At 39.8% G+C, this 16,307-nt stretch carries 18 protein-coding genes; 14 read left to right on the top strand and 4 right to left on the bottom strand.

Annotated features, from left to right (window positions below; genetic code table 11):
* The coding region (locus SOS22_RS03790) for a helix-turn-helix domain-containing protein (RefSeq protein ID WP_320596363.1) at positions 1-162 on the bottom strand (162 nt) is incomplete at its 3' end.
* A gap of 105 nt (positions 163-267) precedes the next feature.
* On the opposite strand from SOS22_RS03790, the gene SOS22_RS03785 reads away from it, so the two are divergent.
* The gene (locus SOS22_RS03785) at positions 268-1,038 is read left to right on the top strand and encodes a hypothetical protein (protein ID WP_320596362.1); all 771 of its coding nucleotides are present in this window, start codon (positions 268-270) and stop codon (positions 1,036-1,038) included.
* Positions 1,039-1,080: 42 nt separating this feature from the next.
* Here SOS22_RS03785 and SOS22_RS03780 read toward each other — a convergent pair whose 3' ends face one another.
* Both SOS22_RS03780 and SOS22_RS03775 read right to left on the bottom strand, forming a co-directional pair.
* Positions 1,081-1,722, bottom strand: coding sequence for an SdpI family protein (locus SOS22_RS03780; protein ID WP_317313475.1), 642 nt, complete (start codon positions 1,720-1,722; stop codon positions 1,081-1,083).
* A complete protein-coding gene (locus SOS22_RS03775; RefSeq protein ID WP_173446885.1) occupies positions 1,706-1,984 on the bottom strand; it encodes an autorepressor SdpR family transcription factor in 279 nt (92 codons plus the stop codon). Before SOS22_RS03775 ends, SOS22_RS03780 begins: the two co-directional genes overlap by 17 nt.
* Before the next feature lie 147 nt (positions 1,985-2,131).
* Here SOS22_RS03775 and SOS22_RS03770 point away from each other — a divergent pair, with 147 nt between their 5' ends.
* From SOS22_RS03770 to SOS22_RS03710, 13 genes are all read left to right on the top strand, one after another.
* The gene (locus SOS22_RS03770; RefSeq protein ID WP_320596361.1) at positions 2,132-3,298 is read left to right on the top strand and encodes a pyridoxal phosphate-dependent aminotransferase; all 1,167 of its coding nucleotides are present in this window, start codon (positions 2,132-2,134) and stop codon (positions 3,296-3,298) included.
* Between the two features lie 2 nt (positions 3,299-3,300).
* Positions 3,301-3,717: a PTS sugar transporter subunit IIA gene (locus SOS22_RS03765; protein ID WP_173446887.1), complete on the top strand. Its 417-nt coding sequence runs from the start codon at positions 3,301-3,303 to the stop codon at positions 3,715-3,717.
* 12 nt (positions 3,718-3,729) lie between these two features.
* The gene (locus tag SOS22_RS03760; protein WP_317313472.1) at positions 3,730-4,608 is read left to right on the top strand and encodes an alpha/beta hydrolase; all 879 of its coding nucleotides are present in this window, start codon (positions 3,730-3,732) and stop codon (positions 4,606-4,608) included.
* A 1-nt stretch (position 4,609) separates the two neighbouring features.
* Entirely contained in the window at positions 4,610-5,089 is a 480-nt protein-coding gene (locus tag SOS22_RS03755; protein ID WP_320596360.1) for a GNAT family N-acetyltransferase, read from the top strand.
* Positions 5,090-5,106: 17 nt separating this feature from the next.
* Positions 5,107-6,027, top strand: coding sequence for a DUF1848 domain-containing protein (locus SOS22_RS03750; RefSeq protein ID WP_320596359.1), 921 nt, complete (start codon positions 5,107-5,109; stop codon positions 6,025-6,027).
* Between the two features lie 11 nt (positions 6,028-6,038).
* Positions 6,039-7,745, top strand: coding sequence for a BMP family ABC transporter substrate-binding protein (locus tag SOS22_RS03745; RefSeq protein ID WP_320596358.1), 1,707 nt, complete (start codon positions 6,039-6,041; stop codon positions 7,743-7,745).
* Positions 7,742-8,326, top strand: coding sequence for a metallophosphoesterase family protein (locus SOS22_RS03740; RefSeq protein ID WP_320596357.1), 585 nt, complete (start codon positions 7,742-7,744; stop codon positions 8,324-8,326). Before SOS22_RS03745 ends, SOS22_RS03740 begins: the two co-directional genes overlap by 4 nt.
* Positions 8,327-8,449: 123 nt before the next feature.
* Positions 8,450-9,781 (top strand): ABC transporter substrate-binding protein, encoded by a 1,332-nt coding sequence (locus SOS22_RS03735; RefSeq protein WP_320596356.1) that lies wholly within the window; start codon positions 8,450-8,452, stop codon positions 9,779-9,781.
* A 62-nt stretch (positions 9,782-9,843) separates the two neighbouring features.
* Positions 9,844-10,686: a carbohydrate ABC transporter permease gene (locus SOS22_RS03730; RefSeq protein WP_128520957.1), complete on the top strand. Its 843-nt coding sequence runs from the start codon at positions 9,844-9,846 to the stop codon at positions 10,684-10,686.
* Position 10,687: 1 nt separating this feature from the next.
* Positions 10,688-11,521: a carbohydrate ABC transporter permease gene (locus SOS22_RS03725; protein ID WP_173446895.1), complete on the top strand. Its 834-nt coding sequence runs from the start codon at positions 10,688-10,690 to the stop codon at positions 11,519-11,521.
* Between the two features lie 25 nt (positions 11,522-11,546).
* Entirely contained in the window at positions 11,547-12,551 is a 1,005-nt protein-coding gene (locus SOS22_RS03720; RefSeq protein ID WP_320596355.1) for a LacI family DNA-binding transcriptional regulator, read from the top strand.
* Between the two features lie 23 nt (positions 12,552-12,574).
* Positions 12,575-14,095, top strand: a complete 1,521-nt coding sequence (malQ, locus tag SOS22_RS03715; RefSeq protein ID WP_320596354.1) for a 4-alpha-glucanotransferase — start codon at positions 12,575-12,577, stop codon at positions 14,093-14,095.
* On the top strand, positions 14,067-15,230 hold the full coding sequence (locus SOS22_RS03710; protein ID WP_320596353.1) for an ABC transporter ATP-binding protein: 1,164 nt from the start codon (positions 14,067-14,069) through the stop codon (positions 15,228-15,230). Before malQ ends, SOS22_RS03710 begins: the two co-directional genes overlap by 29 nt.
* Before the next feature lie 37 nt (positions 15,231-15,267).
* Here SOS22_RS03710 and SOS22_RS03705 read toward each other — a convergent pair whose 3' ends face one another.
* Positions 15,268-16,245: a LacI family DNA-binding transcriptional regulator gene (locus SOS22_RS03705; RefSeq protein WP_320596352.1), complete on the bottom strand. Its 978-nt coding sequence runs from the start codon at positions 16,243-16,245 to the stop codon at positions 15,268-15,270.
* Positions 16,246-16,307: the final 62 nt, after the last annotated feature.

Below are 16,307 nucleotides of genomic sequence, written 5' to 3'. Positions count from 1 at the left end.
ATACCGGGAATCTCGTTCATTTGTTTGGTTTCGTTTCAATTCTCTGGAAATCGTACTCGGACTTCTTCCAAGTTGCTTCGCTATTTCACGAATCGATACGTCAGAAGAAGCAAGTAAAGATATGACTGTTCTCTCATTTATATTAAGATGGTTGTAGTTCATGGGATTCTCCTTGATAAATGTTTGTTTTGTCACTCACATTTTATCATTGAACCCATGGACTTTTTTATTCTTATAGGCTGTTGCACTTATTATGATAATTTATCTATGGATAAAGATTTAGAAGGTACTTTCTATATTCCAAGTTCTGAAGCAGAAATGAATGAACATTATCAATTGGTTTCTACCGATGGTAAGCCTCTGATTTATAAGATCAACTATCAAAAATCGACATTCACACCAAATAAAGTAACGATCATCATGGATCTGGATCTTTCCAAGATGACTGCTTTGGCGAATGCGTATTCATCTGCCGATGCCAGTCATAAACAAATATATGGTGAAGGCAATACGATTGAAAATTTCAATCATACAGAAGATGAATATGGTGTAGCTTATCAAACCAGCGTGTTTGGTAATTTGAAAAATTTGATCAACAACAGTGCACAAAGTATGGCTATGTTCATCAAAGATATTGTGATCAATGATGCACATCGAGCTACCGATGATGCCAAAGTTCGAAATGGGTCATTCTATGGAACTTTGACTGGATATTTTAAAGCTCAAGCGGGTCATGGTTTGTTGAAGACACCAGTATCCTTTGTTTGGGGTGCTATGCATATGGCTGATGGCAAAGATTCAACACAAAAAGAAGGCGATCATTCAATTTCGTTGACAGTTCATGTGAAAGATGAACCAAATCAACCAGAAAAACAAACAGCAGCTGCACAAACACCTAATCAAGTTGCAAGCCAACAAGTACAGAACCAAGGTGTACAAACAGGTGTAGAAGATGGACTCGTCAGTCCAGCAATCGCTATGATGGCAGCAAGTGCTGGTATTATGACTCTTCTAAAGAAACGAAAAGATCAAGAATAAATCAATAAAGAGGCGTACATGAGATGTAGCCTCTTTTTTCATTTATAAGTGATCGTGAATATGGAGCCAATAGGAATAGATACAAGGAATCAATGTCATCAAAAGAATCAGTCCAATCATAAGATATACATTATGCAAGCCTAAAAATGATTGCACTACAATGATAAGTCCACAAAGAATCCATACATAACCTGCCAAACGATGTGTACGATTCCAATTTTCTACATTATCCAAAGTCCAGGGAACTTTGATGCCAATGGTATAATTCTGTCTTGTCTTTGGCAAATAATTGCCAATGATCAGAAATAGGAAACCTAAAAATCCTTCTGTCCATGTTTTTACATGCAATGGATAGCCCATGTTGTATGAATAGATCAATAAACCCGTATATAAAGAAAGAATGGGTAATATCCAAAGAATAATAGTAAATATTTTTGGGCTGATATTTTGTTTGCGTGGATCAGCGGATATGATAAAGACACTGAACCAATGAATCGCCAATATAAAAAGGGGTAAAAACAAAATGGCAAAGGGTTTGGATGAAAAGCCATCCGCATCACCATGGATACCAAAATGTGTAGCCATGGTATCCGGTAGTTGATTCCATAGAACCAATCCAATACATAATGGCAATACAATGATTAGACTGGTAAGCAACAAGGTGCGTTTATTTGTTTTGATCATGGTCGTCTCCTTTTAAAATTGCAATCCAAAGCAAGATTTCTTCCAACACACTCGTGTTCAATTGATAGTAGATATAGTTTTTTTCATGCGTTTCAAAAATTAAATCCGCTTGTTTGAGAATTTTTAGATGATACGATACAGTCGCATTGGTCAAATGAAATTGGGAACTGATTTGACCAGCACACATTGGGCCATCTTTTAATATTTCTAGGATCTTCCTTCGAATAGGATCAGAAAGAGCTTTGAACGTTAAACTTTTCATAGGCTATCTATCTCTCTATTTGTATTATGGTCAATAAAATGAGTGGAGTCAACAACTATTTAGATAAATGTCTAAATAGTTGATGCTCCCAAGGATAGAGATATTGATGTATCTGCGTTATAATAAGAACCAATGGGGAGATGTAATATGTACGGAGCAAAAAAAATGAATGAATTCGGTACGTCGATCTTTACCGAATTGAAGATCATGAAGCAAGAATATACCAAAAAAACAGGGAAAGATACGATTGATTTTTCGATTGGATCACCGAATATTCCACCAGTTGATTCGATCGTTCAAAAAATGGTTGATACGATTCAGCAACCAGAAAATTTCAAATATGCGATTAGTGAATTACCAGAAATGTTGACCACCGTACAAACGTGGTATCACGATCGTTATGGTGTCAATTTGGATACGGATCAAATCATTTGTACATCGGGTTCGCAAGAAGCGTTGAGTACGATTTGTCTGGCATTATGTGATCCAGGTGATTTGGTCTTAGTACCCGATCCGTGTTATCCGGTCTTTCAAGATGGACCAAAAATTGCTTCTTGCCAAGTGGCGTATATGCCATTGAAAGAAGAAAAAGGCTTTGTGTTGGATTTCAATGATATTGATCCGGAAGTTGCGAAAAAAGCGAAGATGTTGGTGATTTCTTATCCGAACAATCCAACCTGTGCCATTGCGCCGGATTCTTTCTATCAAGAATTGATTGCTTTCGCAAAGAAATACGATTTGATCGTTTTACATGATAATGCTTATAGTGAATTGGTGTTTGATGGTAAAGTAGGTAAAAGCTTTTTAGCCTTTGATGGAGCCATGAATGTGGGAATTGAATTGAATTCTTTATCCAAAACGTTTGGTCTAGCTGGAGCACGTTTGGGCTTTGTGGTCGGAAACAAAAAAATTGTGGCTTTGTATCGTAAATTAAAATCCAATATGGACTATGGGGTTTTCTTACCGGTGCAATATGCAGGTATTGAAGCGTTGAGTCATTGTCAAGATTCCATTCCGGTTACGCGACAAGCTTATGAAGATCGTCGAAATGCGTTGGTGAAATACTTTGGGCAAGCGGGTTGGACCATTCCTGCATCGGCTGGAACGATGTTTGCGTGGGCTAGAATTCCGGATGCCTATGAAGATTCCAATGCGTTTGTGAAAGATTTGTTAAAGAAAACCGGTATTGTCGTAACACCGGGTCAATCGTTTGGTCAACAGGGATTGCGTTATGTACGACTGGCGTTGGTTGAAGATATTGATCGTATTCAAGAAGCAGGAAAACGTTTAGCGGCTTCTGGTATTTGGGGGTAATCATGAAAGAGTTATTGAAAGAAAATGTTTCCATTGAAACGGAACCTAAATCAAAAACGGTCATCATTCAGGAATTGGGAAATCGTCTATGCCAAAGTGGCTATACCGATTCAAGTTATACCGAAGCCATGTTGACAACCGAAAAGACGTATGAAACGGTTGTTGGTTTTGGCTTGGCCATTCCCCATGGACAGGCCGATTTGGTTCATCATTCTGGTATGGCCATCATGGCTTTTCCCCAGGGGACGATCTGGGATGATCAAATTGTGAAAATGGTCATTGCCCTAGCGGCCAAAGAGGAAGATCATTTGCGCATGTTGACCGATATTGCCCTGGTTTGTCCAGGTCAAGAAGAAGTCAATCGGTTGGCTTGCAGCTCGATCGATACGATCGCACAAGCATTTACGGCAAAAGAATGATATCATAAGCGTATGAAAGCGTATCCGAGTTGGCAAGCATTTCAAGATCATTTGCCCTTACGGAATCGAATGACTTCGGATATCCATTGCCAAGAAGAGTATATTTATTATCATGATGTCCATATGCATGTGGATATTTACCAACCCCGCTACTTTAAAGGAACGATCATTATCCTCCATGGCTTGATTGCGAATGGCCGGATGTTGTCTTTTTTAGCGGTCCCTTTTTATCGCCTGGGATATCGGGTGATTTGTCCGGATCTACCTTTTTTTGGTCAGTCCAATGTCAAACAAGCGACTTATGAAGACTGGTTGGCTTGTTGTCAAAAATTGATCGAACAGACAGAAATTGAAAATACCTTTTTGATGGGATTGGGTTTGTCCGGCATGTTGGCGTATCAATTGGGGACTCTTTGTCCTCAAATTCGAGGTGTCATCGTGACTCATTTGTTGGATCTCAATGATAAAAACGTAGAGAATGATGTCTGGCTCGATCCGGTTTTTGAAAATCATGCACGTCTATTGCGATGGCGAGCTTTGAAGATCAAACGCGTGATTGATACAAGAACGATTTCGAACAATCCCGCGGTTTGTCAGCTATTGAGTGAAGATGAACAATCTGCAGGTGCAAAAGTCACACAGGAATTCTTACACACTCTGGCGCATCCTACTTTGTGTCCGCCCGAAGACTATCGAGTACCGATCCTCTGGGTACAGCCAGAAATGGATCAATGGATCGATCCGGCGGATTCTATGTCCTTTTATGAACGGATCGGGGCCGACAAATATCATGTTCTTTTAGAAGGAGCTGGCCATTTGCCCATCGAGGTCATTGGTTTGAATCAACTTCAAAAGATGGTTGTCTTATTTATTCGAAAGTATAGGTTATAAAATGGAAATACGAAAATTTAAAAAAGCAGATACAAAAGCAGTCGTAGACATATGGAATGAAGTCGTCAAACAAGGCGTGGCCTTTCCCCAAAAAGATCTCTTGGATGAAAAAGAGGGCTATACTTTCTTTTCATCACAAAGCTATACGGGTGTAGCCGTTGATGATGGCCAAATTGTCGGTATGTATATTTTGCATCCGAATAATGTAGGGCGTTGTGGTCATATTTGTAACGCATCGTATGCGGTCAAGACAGATCAGCGAGGAAAACATATTGGTAAGCAATTGGTCCATGATTGTATGGACCAAGCCAAGCGACTGGGCTTTCGCATCTTACAATTCAATGCGGTTGTTGCCACCAATGCTGTCGCTTTGCACCTCTATCAGGAATTGGGCTTTGTCCAATTGGGTGTGATACCCTCCGGTTTTGCATTGGATGATGGGACCTATGAAGACATCATCGTCCACTATAAAACGTTATAGTTAGAAAAGAGGCCGTCATGATCATCAATACGGGCAATCGTACCGATATTCCGGCTTTCTATGCGTCTTGGTTCTATCATCGTATTGAGGCTGGCTATGTTTTGAGTCGTAGTCCCTATGATCCTCATAAAATTTATCGATATGACCTTCATCCCGAAGTGGTCGATCTGCTTTGTTTCTGTACCAAGAATCCGCGTCCCATGTTCCAACAGTTTGAAAAATTATCATCGTATCGCATGTATTGGATGGTGACTTTGACCCCTTATGGGAAAGAGATTGAACCGAATATTCAAAATAAACGATGGGTCTTACAATCGATGCGCGAATTATCGGATAGGATTGGAAGCGAGCATATGGCTTGGCGTTATGATCCCATCTTGTTGAATGAAACCTATACGGTGGAATTCCATATACGTTCGTTTGAACAGCTGTGTAAAGCCTTGTCGGGCTATACCCATCATGTGATCATTAGTTTTATTGATCTCTATGCGAAGACCAAACGCAATTTTCCCAATATTCAGGAAGTATCTCTGGATGATCAAAAAAGGATCAGCCAAGCTTTTGTATCCATCGCTTCCTCATACGATATGAAAGTATATGCTTGTATGGAAAAGGGATTATCGAAGTATGGCATTGATACATCCGGATGTATGAGTCAGGCTGTATTGGAGGATGCATTTCATATTGGTTTGAAACCGCCAACGACCTATGCACGGAAAGGCTGTCGGTGTCTGCTCCAAAATGATATTGGTGCCTATAATACATGTGGACATGGATGTTTATATTGTTATGCGAATGAAAATCAAACGTTGGTCAAACAAAATCGGGCTCTCCATGATTCGAATTCACCGTTATTGATTGGTCATGTACAATCAAATGATACGATTATTGAGGTGGATCCTCATTCGATCTTGTCCAATCAATTGCGTTTGTTTTGAAAGGGAAAGGTATGAAAGAATACAGTAAAGCCAAAAAAATGGGTGAAAAAAATCGGAAACAAGGGCAGTTGCCGGTTTTGGATGAAACGGTAGATCGTATCGATCGATTGGATCGGTCCTATTTGGGTTGTATCGATATTCCAACCAATCGAATCGTCGGTACGAAAACACGGGGTCGTGTCTCTGCTTTTGCCCCGGGCTTTATGCCTATTTTGTCAGAAGATAGCGAATTTGCGATGAAGTGGGAAAATCTCTATGATTCCCAATTGGCAGAAGGCATTCGTGATCCGATTCAGGTGTTTGAATATCGTCGGCTTTTTTATGTTCAGGAAGGGAATAAACGAGTCTCGATCGCAAAATATGTGGGTATGCCTTCCATGCGTGCTCATGTGACTCGTATCTTGCCGGAAAAGAAAGATGAAACTCAAATTGATCATGAATATGTTGATTTTTACGCTGTCACCCAGATCAATGATCTCTATTTTACTCAGGTTGGTAGTTATATCGCTTTTGCCAAGTGTTTGAATAAAGATCTTACACATCCATGGGATCTTGAAACCATTGCGCATGTGCGTAGTGCATTTCATCTCTTTTGTTCCTTGTATCCAGCTAGCTATGATGTGCAATCCGATGTCTTTTTATTGGCTTGTCAACTTTATGGTCTGGATGGGGCCAAAGACAAAGAAAAGATCCAGCGTCTACTTTCTGGGCAATCGGTCCAGCAAGAATGGATTGATAAACCGGAAATGCATCGAAAAGTCTCTTTATTTAATAAAAAGTATAGTGTGAGCTATCCATTACGGATTGCTTTTATTGCCGATTCGTCGATGGAATCATCCACTTGGATCCATGATCATGAATTGGGTCGATTGTATATGGAAACCTATTTTGGGGGCGTGGTCAAGACCCACATGTATGATGGAAAGATGGAAGATATTGTACCCACGATTGCCAAACAAATCGATATCGTGATCAGTATCAGTCCGCGACAATTACTTTCCACATATAAACTTTCTTTGGAGTATCCATCGATTCATTTTATGAATTGTTCCGTCTTGCTCCAAAAGACCAATGTGCATACTTTCTATTCTCGCTTGTATGAAGCCAAGTTCTTATTGGGCATGATTGCGGCTTCGATGTCCCAGACCCATTGTATTCTCTATCAATCGGAATATCCGATATATGGCGATATTCCAAACATCAATGCGTTTGCGATTGGAGCGGGCATGATCGATCCCCACGTCAAAGTGTACTTGGATTGGAACTATGCATCGAAGGAGGTCTTGGCGGATGTGATTTCGGGACCGGATTCCATTTGTTGGGACAATACATCCCGTGAATTTGGCATCTATCAAAAACAAGGCGATACGATCGTCAATTTGGCAATGCCAATCGTGCATTGGGGCAAATATTATGTTTTATTGATCCAACATATCTTGGATCGTGGTGAAAAAGCGGTGCGTGGCCACAACAATTGGTGGGGCATGGACAGTGGTATCATCGATTTGATCATTTCGGAGCATGTGCCATATCCTACGCAAAATCTAATTTATGATTTAAAACAAGCTATGATTAAAGGGGACATTCATCCCTTTGATGGGGAGATCCATAGTCAAAAGGGATTGATTCGTCATCGACAAGATGCGCGATGGAGTCAAGATGAAATCATTCAAATGCATTGGCTCAATGAAAATGTGATCGGAGGGATTCCACAATGACTCGTATTTTAGTGATTTCAGATATGGAGTCGCCTGCGTTGTGGAATGCCACATCCTTTCGTCAAACACATCCGATTGATTTGATTCTTTCTTGTGGGGATCTGCATGCATCCTATTTGGAATATTTGGTCACGATGTTTTCACGTCCATTGTATTATGTGCATGGCAACCATGATCTCGGAAAAGAACCAGAAGGTTGTATCTGTTTGGATGATGACATCATTCAAACACATGGTTTACGGATTGCTGGATTGGGTGGTGCTTTTGGCTTGTATGAACAGGAATGGTTGTTTGATGAAAAGGAAATGGAAAAGCGAATCAAAAAGCTGCGTCGAAAGATTCGTAAACAGAAAGGCATCGATATCTTTGTGAGTCATGCACCTTGTATGGGATATGGCGATTTGGAAGATATGATGCATCAAGGTTTTGCCTGTTTTAATGATTTTTTAGATCAATATCATCCGACTTATATGTTTTATGGACATTGTCATCTGGAATATGGTTCTTTTGAACGGGTTCGACATCATCCATCGGGAACGACATTGATCAATGGATATGGATATACGATCGTAGAAATTTAATTTTCTACGATTTTTTTTATTTTCTTATTGATTTTTGGAAACGTTTACAATACTATAGAGATAGAAAATGTAAACGTTAACGGAAACGATTACAGAAACGTAGAGAGTATGAGGAGGAAGATCATGAAAAACGTATTGAAAAAGTTTATGTGTGGAGCTCTTTCCGTTGCTATGTTTGCGGGTGCAAGTGCTGGAGTTTCAACGCCAGTACAAGCCAAATCATCTTCAAAAGGAGAAGTTTATTATTTGAACTTCAAACCGGAAGCTGATAAGCAATGGAAAGAATTAGCGAAGTTGTACACCAAAAAGACAGGTGTCAAAGTAACGGTGTTAACGGCAGCGAGTGGTCAGTATGAATCAACATTGAAGTCGGAAATGGCCAAAAAGAAGATGCCAACGTTATTCCAAGTCAATGGACCTGTTGGATTGGCTAGCTGGAAAGATTATTGTTACGACTTGAGTGGATCCAAGATTGCAAAACAATTGACCAGCAAAGATTATGCTTTGATGGATGGCGATAAGATGGCTGGTATTGGTTATGTAACCGAATCTTATGGCTTGATCGTCAATAAGAAATTGTTGAAAAAAGCAGGCTATTCTGTAAGTGATATCAAAGATTATGATTCTTTGAAAAAGGTTGCGGAAGATATCACAAAACATAAAAAGAAATTGGGATTCAGCGCCTTTACTTCAGCTGGTATGGATAAATCGAGTGATTGGCGTTTCAAGACACATTTAGCTAATTTACCTATTTACTATGAATACAAGCAAGATGGTATTTCCAATACAGATGCCATTAAGGGTACATATTTAGATAACTATCGTAATTTGTGGGATCTTTACATCAATAATGCCACTTGCAAGCCAACACAATTGTCAAGCAAGACGGGTGATGATGCAACGGCTGAATTCGTAACCAATAAAGCTGTATTCTATCAAAATGGTACTTGGGCTTATAACGATATCAAAGATATCGGGGATGAGAACTTAGCGATGATTCCTATTTACTTTGGTGTTGATGATAAGAACGAAGGATTATGTACAGGAACAGAAAACTACTGGTGTGTAAATAGTAAAGCAAGTCAAGAAGATATCGATGCAACGTTGGATTTCATGAATTGGTGTGTTACTTCTAAGACTGGTCTAAAAGCATTATGTGGTGGCGATAAAGCAATGCCAAGTGGAAAAGATGGCATGGGATTCAATATTCCATTCAAGAAGAACTTAAAATCTTCGAATTACTTGGTAAACTGTGCAGCTAAATATGACAAGAAAGGTAAGGCGCCTGTAACTTGGAACTTTACGACAATGCCTAGTGAAGAATGGAAAAATGGCGTTGGTTCTGCGTTGACAACGTATGCTGCTAAGCAAACGGATGAAAACTGGAACAAAGTCGTATCTGCTTTCGTTGATGGATGGAAGACAGAAGCTGCAGCTACAAAGGATAGCGAATAATAACACGATAGCGGTAAGTGATGTTCAATCGCTTGCCGCTTTTTAAAAAGAAAGGAGACACTATGGGAAGAAACATTAAAAAGTATTGGCCGATCTTTGTGTTACCAACCATGGCTGCTTTTGCGATTGGATTTGTGATTCCCTTTATCATGGGTATCTATTTGTCTTTTTGTAAGTTTACAACGGTGACAGATGCTAGATTCATTGGTTTAAGCAATTACGCAAAAGCATTTGGTGATAAGATCTTTCAACATTCCTTCTGGTTGACTTGTGCATTCGCCATTGTAACGTTGGTCATCATCAATGTGGTTGCTTTTGCGTTGGCCATGGCCTTGACCCAGAAATTGAAGGGAACCAATATTTTCCGTACGATATTTTTTATGCCAAACTTGATTGGTGGTATTGTTTTGGGTTATATTTGGCAATTGATTTTTGCAGGTATTTTATCGAAATATGATATGGCTTTGAATTTGGATGCACGTCTAGGCTTCTGGGGCTTGGTCATCTTGGTATGTTGGCAACAAATTGGATATATGATGATCATCTATATTGCTGGTTTGCAGTCGATTCCAGGGGATGTCTTGGAAGCAGCTGAAATTGATGGAGCAACCAATCGACAAAAATTGTTTAAAGTTACCATTCCTATGATGATGCCATCCATTACGATTTGTACGTTCTTATCGATCACCAATGGTTTCAAATTGTTTGATCAAAACTTAGCTTTGACAGCTGGTGAACCCGGCAAGATGAGTGAATTGATGGCTTTGAACATCTTCAATACATTCTATGGACGAAGTGGATTCGAAGGTGTAGGTCAAGCCAAAGCTGTGATCTTCTTTATCATTGTGGTTGGTATTGGTTTGATCCAATTGCGTGCAACCCGCAGCAAGGAGGTGCAACAATAATATGAGCAAGAAAGCCAAAAGTTATTTAGGTACGGGTATTCTTACTTTCATTTCGATTTGGTGGGTCATGCCAGTATTGATCGTCTTATTCAACTCGTTCAAGAATAAAGTATGGATCTCACAAGAACCATTTTCACTACCAAATGTGGATAACTTTATCGGTTTGGAAAACTATCAAGAAGCCATTACATCCTATGACTTACTCAAAGCTGTCGGTTGGACCGTGTTTATCACCGTAGGCAGTGTTCTTGTGATCCTGATTTGCACAAGTATGTGTGCTTGGTTCATTACGCGTGTAACCAATCGCATCACCAAATCTATTTATATTTTATGCGTATTCTCGATGGTCGTACCTTTCCAAATGGTCATGTTTACATTAAGTAAAATTGCCAATATTTTAGGTTTGGTTACGCCTTGGGGCATCATCATTATATATTTAGGTTTTGGCGCCGGTTTGGCTGTCTTTATGTTCTGTGGATTCGTAAAATCCATTCCTATCGAAATTGAAGAAGCCGCGATGATTGATGGATGCACGCCACTACAGACCTTCTTTAAGATCGTATTGCCAATCATGAAACCAACGTATATTTCGGTTGGCATTTTGGAAACGATGTGGATCTGGAATGATTTCCTATTACCATATTTGGTTTTGGATCTGAATCGATTCAAAACATTATCGATTGCGATTCAGTATATGAAGGGAAGTTATGGTCGAGTCGACATGGGAGCCATCATGGCATCGTTGATCTTGGCTGTTATTCCAGTGATTATTTTCTATTTGAGTGCACAGAAATATATTATTAAAGGCGTTGCCGCTGGTGCTGTTAAAGGTTAAAATGTACTTTTAAGGAGGCAGACATATGGCGACAATCAAAGATATTGCGAAATTAAGTGGTTACAGTATTGGCACGGTTTCTCGTGTAATCAATCATCATCCGGATGTTTCAGATAAAGCGAAAGATGCGATTAAAAAGGTGATCGAACAAGAAAAGTATCAACCCAATACGAACGCAAAATTAATGAAATTAAAATCGAGCAATATCATTGCCATCATCATTAAAGGATATGCGAACATGTTCTTTTCCGAGCTCTTAGAGCAACTGCAATCCAGCTTAGATGCGGCCGAACAAGAAGTTTCTATCTATTATTTGGATGAAGATGGCGACGAGGTCGAAACGGCCTATCGAGTGTATATCGAAAAAAAACCAAAAGGATTCATCTTTTTAGGAGGTAGTTTGGAGCATTATGATCAATATTTTAAAGATGCCGATGTCCCTTCGGTCTTATTGACCAATGATGCCAAACATGTTCAAAATCCTTATGTTTCTTCCTATACGACTGATAATTTAAGTGCAGGTGCTTTTGCAATCCAATATTTGATCGATCATGGCCACACCCAGATTGGTGTGATTGGTGGAAATCCACATTCACATACTGCCAATGATCGATTGGCCGGGGCGGCTAAGCAAATGCAGAAACAAAACATTTATTTTGATGAAACGTTCTATGAACCGGGGCGGTATTCGTTTGATGGTGGCTATACAGCCATGAACACTTTATTGACCCGTCATCCAGATATCACGGCCGTCTTTGCCTTGGCAGATACCATTGCGATTGGGGCTTTGCGATGCATCAAAGACCATCAATTGGATGTGCCAAAGGATATTTCGGTCATTGGTTTTGATGGTATTGATTTGGGTCAATATTGTATTCCCCGATTAACAACTATTTATCAAGATATCGAAAAAATGTCGAAAAATGCGGCAGAAAATATTTTATTGCGAATGAACTATCATAAAGCAGCTGAACATGAATGTATTCCCTTTGAGATCATTCAAGGAAAAACAGTTGCGAATCGAAAATAAACTTTCGTTAGAAAGGGGTGCTTATGAAACGAAGTGCTGGAATTTTATGTCCGATCTTCTCTTTACCAAGTCCTTATGGAATTGGTACGTTAGGACAAGCAGCCAGAGACTTCATTGATTTTTTAGAACAAACCAAACAATCCTATTGGCAAATCTTACCAATCGGACCTACAAGTTATGGAGATTCTCCTTATCAATCCTTTTCTTCTTATGCAGGCAATCCTTATTTCATCGATTTGGATACGTTGAAAGATCAGGGACTTTTGCTGCAAGAGGAATATGATTCGTTGGATTGGGGAAATGATCCACATCGAATCGAATATGCTAAATTATTTAATCATCGTTTTGAAGTTTTAAAAAAAGCCGTCACTCGATTGGATGATCCTGCCTTTGATGTTTTCTGCCAAGCAGAAGCGGCTTGGTTAGATGATTATGCCTTATTCATGACCATCAAAGATTTACATGAGGGAAGATCTTTTTTGACATGGCCAGCCAAGCTGCGTAATCGAGAGCCACAAGCGTTAGAACAAATCCAGAAAGAGCATACATCGGCCATTCGTACTTGGAAAGGCATTCAATATTTCTTTTTTCAACAATATGCCACAATGAAAGCCTATGCCAATCTGCATCATGTGCAGATCATTGGGGATATTCCGATTTATGTGTCAATGGATAGTGTCGATGTTTGGAGCCATCCGGAACAGTTCTTGTTGAATGAAACTGGCAAGCCCGATTTTGTTGCCGGCTGTCCACCCGATGCTTTTAGTGAAGATGGACAATTATGGGGTAACCCATTATTTGATTGGGAGCGAATGAAAAAAGATGGCTATCAATGGTGGATCGATCGCATTGCGCATCAAATGCGTTTTGTGGATGTCTTGCGCATTGATCATTTCCGTGGTTTTGCGGGCTATTATGCGATTCCCGCAAAGGATCAGACTGCACGCAATGGCCATTGGGAAAAAGGACCAGGTATTGGTTTATTTGATGCCATTCATGATGTGTTAGGTAATCTAAATATCATTGCCGAAGACCTCGGCTTTTTGACGCCAGATGTGTATGAACTGGTCCAACAAGTGGGATATCCAGGCATGAAGATCTTGCAGTTTGCGTTTGATGATCGCGATACAGGAAATGGATATTACCCTCATTCTTATACAAGGCATTGTGTTGTCTATCCGGGCACACACGATAATGATACCGTGCTGGGTTGGATGCATTCGGCAAGTTATGAAAATGTGCAACAAGCCATTGATTATCTCCATTTGGATGAAAAGGAAGGCTACAATTGGGGCATGATTCGTGGTTGTTTTGGAAGCGTAGCGGATTGGGCCATCATTCCCATGGCCGATATTTTAGGATTGGATAATCAAGGCCGAATCAATGTACCGAGTACATTGGGAAACAATTGGGTATGGCGGTTTGAAGAAAAAGAACTCAATGAATCTATTATAAAGAAGTTGAAAAAAATGACCAATTTATATGGTCGAAATAGAAAGTGGAAGGAAGAGTCACATGTCGACAGTGAATTTAAAACATATTGAAAAAGTATATCCTGCTGGAAAGAAGAGTAAGAAAAAACATAATTTAAAAGTGACCGATGAAGGGGTATTTGCGGTACAAGATTTTAACTTAGATATTGATGATCAAGAATTCATCGTTTTGGTTGGTCCTTCGGGATGTGGTAAATCTACGACCTTACGTATGGTTGCCGGTTTGGAAGAAATTACGCGTGGTGATTTATTTATCGATGGAAAACGTATGAATGATGTAGCTCCAAATGAACGTGATATTGCGATGGTGTTCCAAAGTTATGCGCTCTATCCTCATATGACCGTTCGTCAAAATCTAGAGTTTCCGTTAAAGATGCGTAAAATGGATCAAGCAAGCATCGATAAAAAAGTCAATGAAACGGCGGAGATCTTAGATATCACTCAATTTTTGGATCGGAAGCCCAAAGCTTTATCGGGTGGACAAAGACAACGTGTAGCGATTGGTCGTGCCATTGTCCGTGAGCCAAAGGTCTTATTGATGGATGAACCATTAAGTAATTTGGATGCGAAATTACGTAATCAAATGCGTGCAGAAATCATCAAATTAAGAAAACGAATCAAGACGACCTTTATTTATGTTACCCATGATCAGACCGAAGCCATGACTTTGGGTGATCGCATCGTCATTATGAAAGATGGAGTCATTCAACAAGTGGGTCGACCACAGGAAGTCTATGATAATCCATACAATTTATTTGTAGCTGGTTTTATTGGTGTTCCAGCCATGAATCAATACAACGGAAAGCTACTTTGTGATAAAGATACATACAGTGTGCAAGTGGGCGATATCATCATGCCATTATCGAAAGAGAAATCGGCGAATTTGGCACGCAACCATGTAACCGAACAAGATGTGATCGTTGGTGTTCGTCCGGAACATATCACCTTAGAAGGGGATCCATCCAAGATGATTCATGGAACGGTGGATGTTTCCGAGATGATGGGAAGTGCAATCCATTTACATGTCAATGCATTGGGAAAAGACAGTGTGATCATCGTGCCAACGATTGATTTGCAGGCAGGCAATGACTATAGTATGGGCAGTGACATTCAATTCACATTCTCAAGCCATGCGATCCATGTCTTTGATCCTGTCTCTACTTTAAATTTGGAATATAATAAATAATTACGATTACCTTCCACGGGCTCAGATAAGCCAATGCTTATCTGGGCTTTTTTACGCTTTCGCGTTCAATGATTGAGAAGGGAACAATGATCTTGGTTGCCACCAGAAAGGGATTATCAATATGTTTGATCAATTGACTGGCGGCTTCCATTCCCAATTGTTGGGCATGGATATCAATGGTAGTTAAAGGCGGAATGGATTGATTGCCAATTAATGAGTGATTGAAAGCAATCACAGATATATCTTCCGGAATTTGAAGGTGACATGTATGACAAAGATGCTCTAATTTTAAGGCAATCAAATCATCGCAACATACCCATGCGGTTGGATGTTCTGGATTTTTCATCAAAGCAAGAAGCGTCTCTTCTTGGAAGGTATCAAAGATATATTCGGGACGGGATTCGATTTGTTCCTGTAATAAAGCTTGCATATATCCTACTTTGCGTTCAATCGAAAAGATGGCTTCACTGCCTGCACCAATAAACCCAATTCGTTTGTGGTGATATTTTAATAGATATTGAGTGGCTACCTTTCCAGCTTCTACATTGTCGGTATCGACATACAAGGAGCTATTGTTGGAGTGACTAGGTTTGCCAATGATCACAAAAGGAGTCTTATGTTTTTGCATCATCGCAATAAGATGCTTACTATTTTCTGAATACAGAAAGATGTAACCTTGGGCATGGGAAATGTTGATGGCAGCTTCTAATTCGGCATCGTTCGATCCGGTGATGAGATGGATCCGAAAGTTTTGTTGGAGACAGATCTTGCCAATGCCTTGCACACTTTCTAGATAAAAGGGGTTTTCTAAAGAGTCTTGGCTTGTCTTTGGAAAAATGACACCAATGGATCGGACTTCGAGACGATTGGCATCGGTATAGCCCATTTCTTCCATCACTTTGCGTACTTTTTGCTTAGTTTGTTCACTGATCGAGTAATGATCATGCAGTGTCCGGGAAACGGTAGAAACGGATACACCGGCTTTTTGGGCAATGTCTTTTAAGGTATAACTCATATCTATACGATACTGTCTTATGCAAGGAAATGCAAATTTTTGCATACAAGTTTCTTTATTTT

The sequence above is a fragment of the Absicoccus sp. genome, assembly GCF_034090965.1.
GTDB lineage: Bacteria > Bacillota_I > Bacilli_A > Erysipelotrichales > Erysipelotrichaceae > Absicoccus > Absicoccus intestinalis.
Note: the sequence above shows the minus strand (reverse complement) of the source record. Positions and strands in the feature narration are given on the sequence as shown.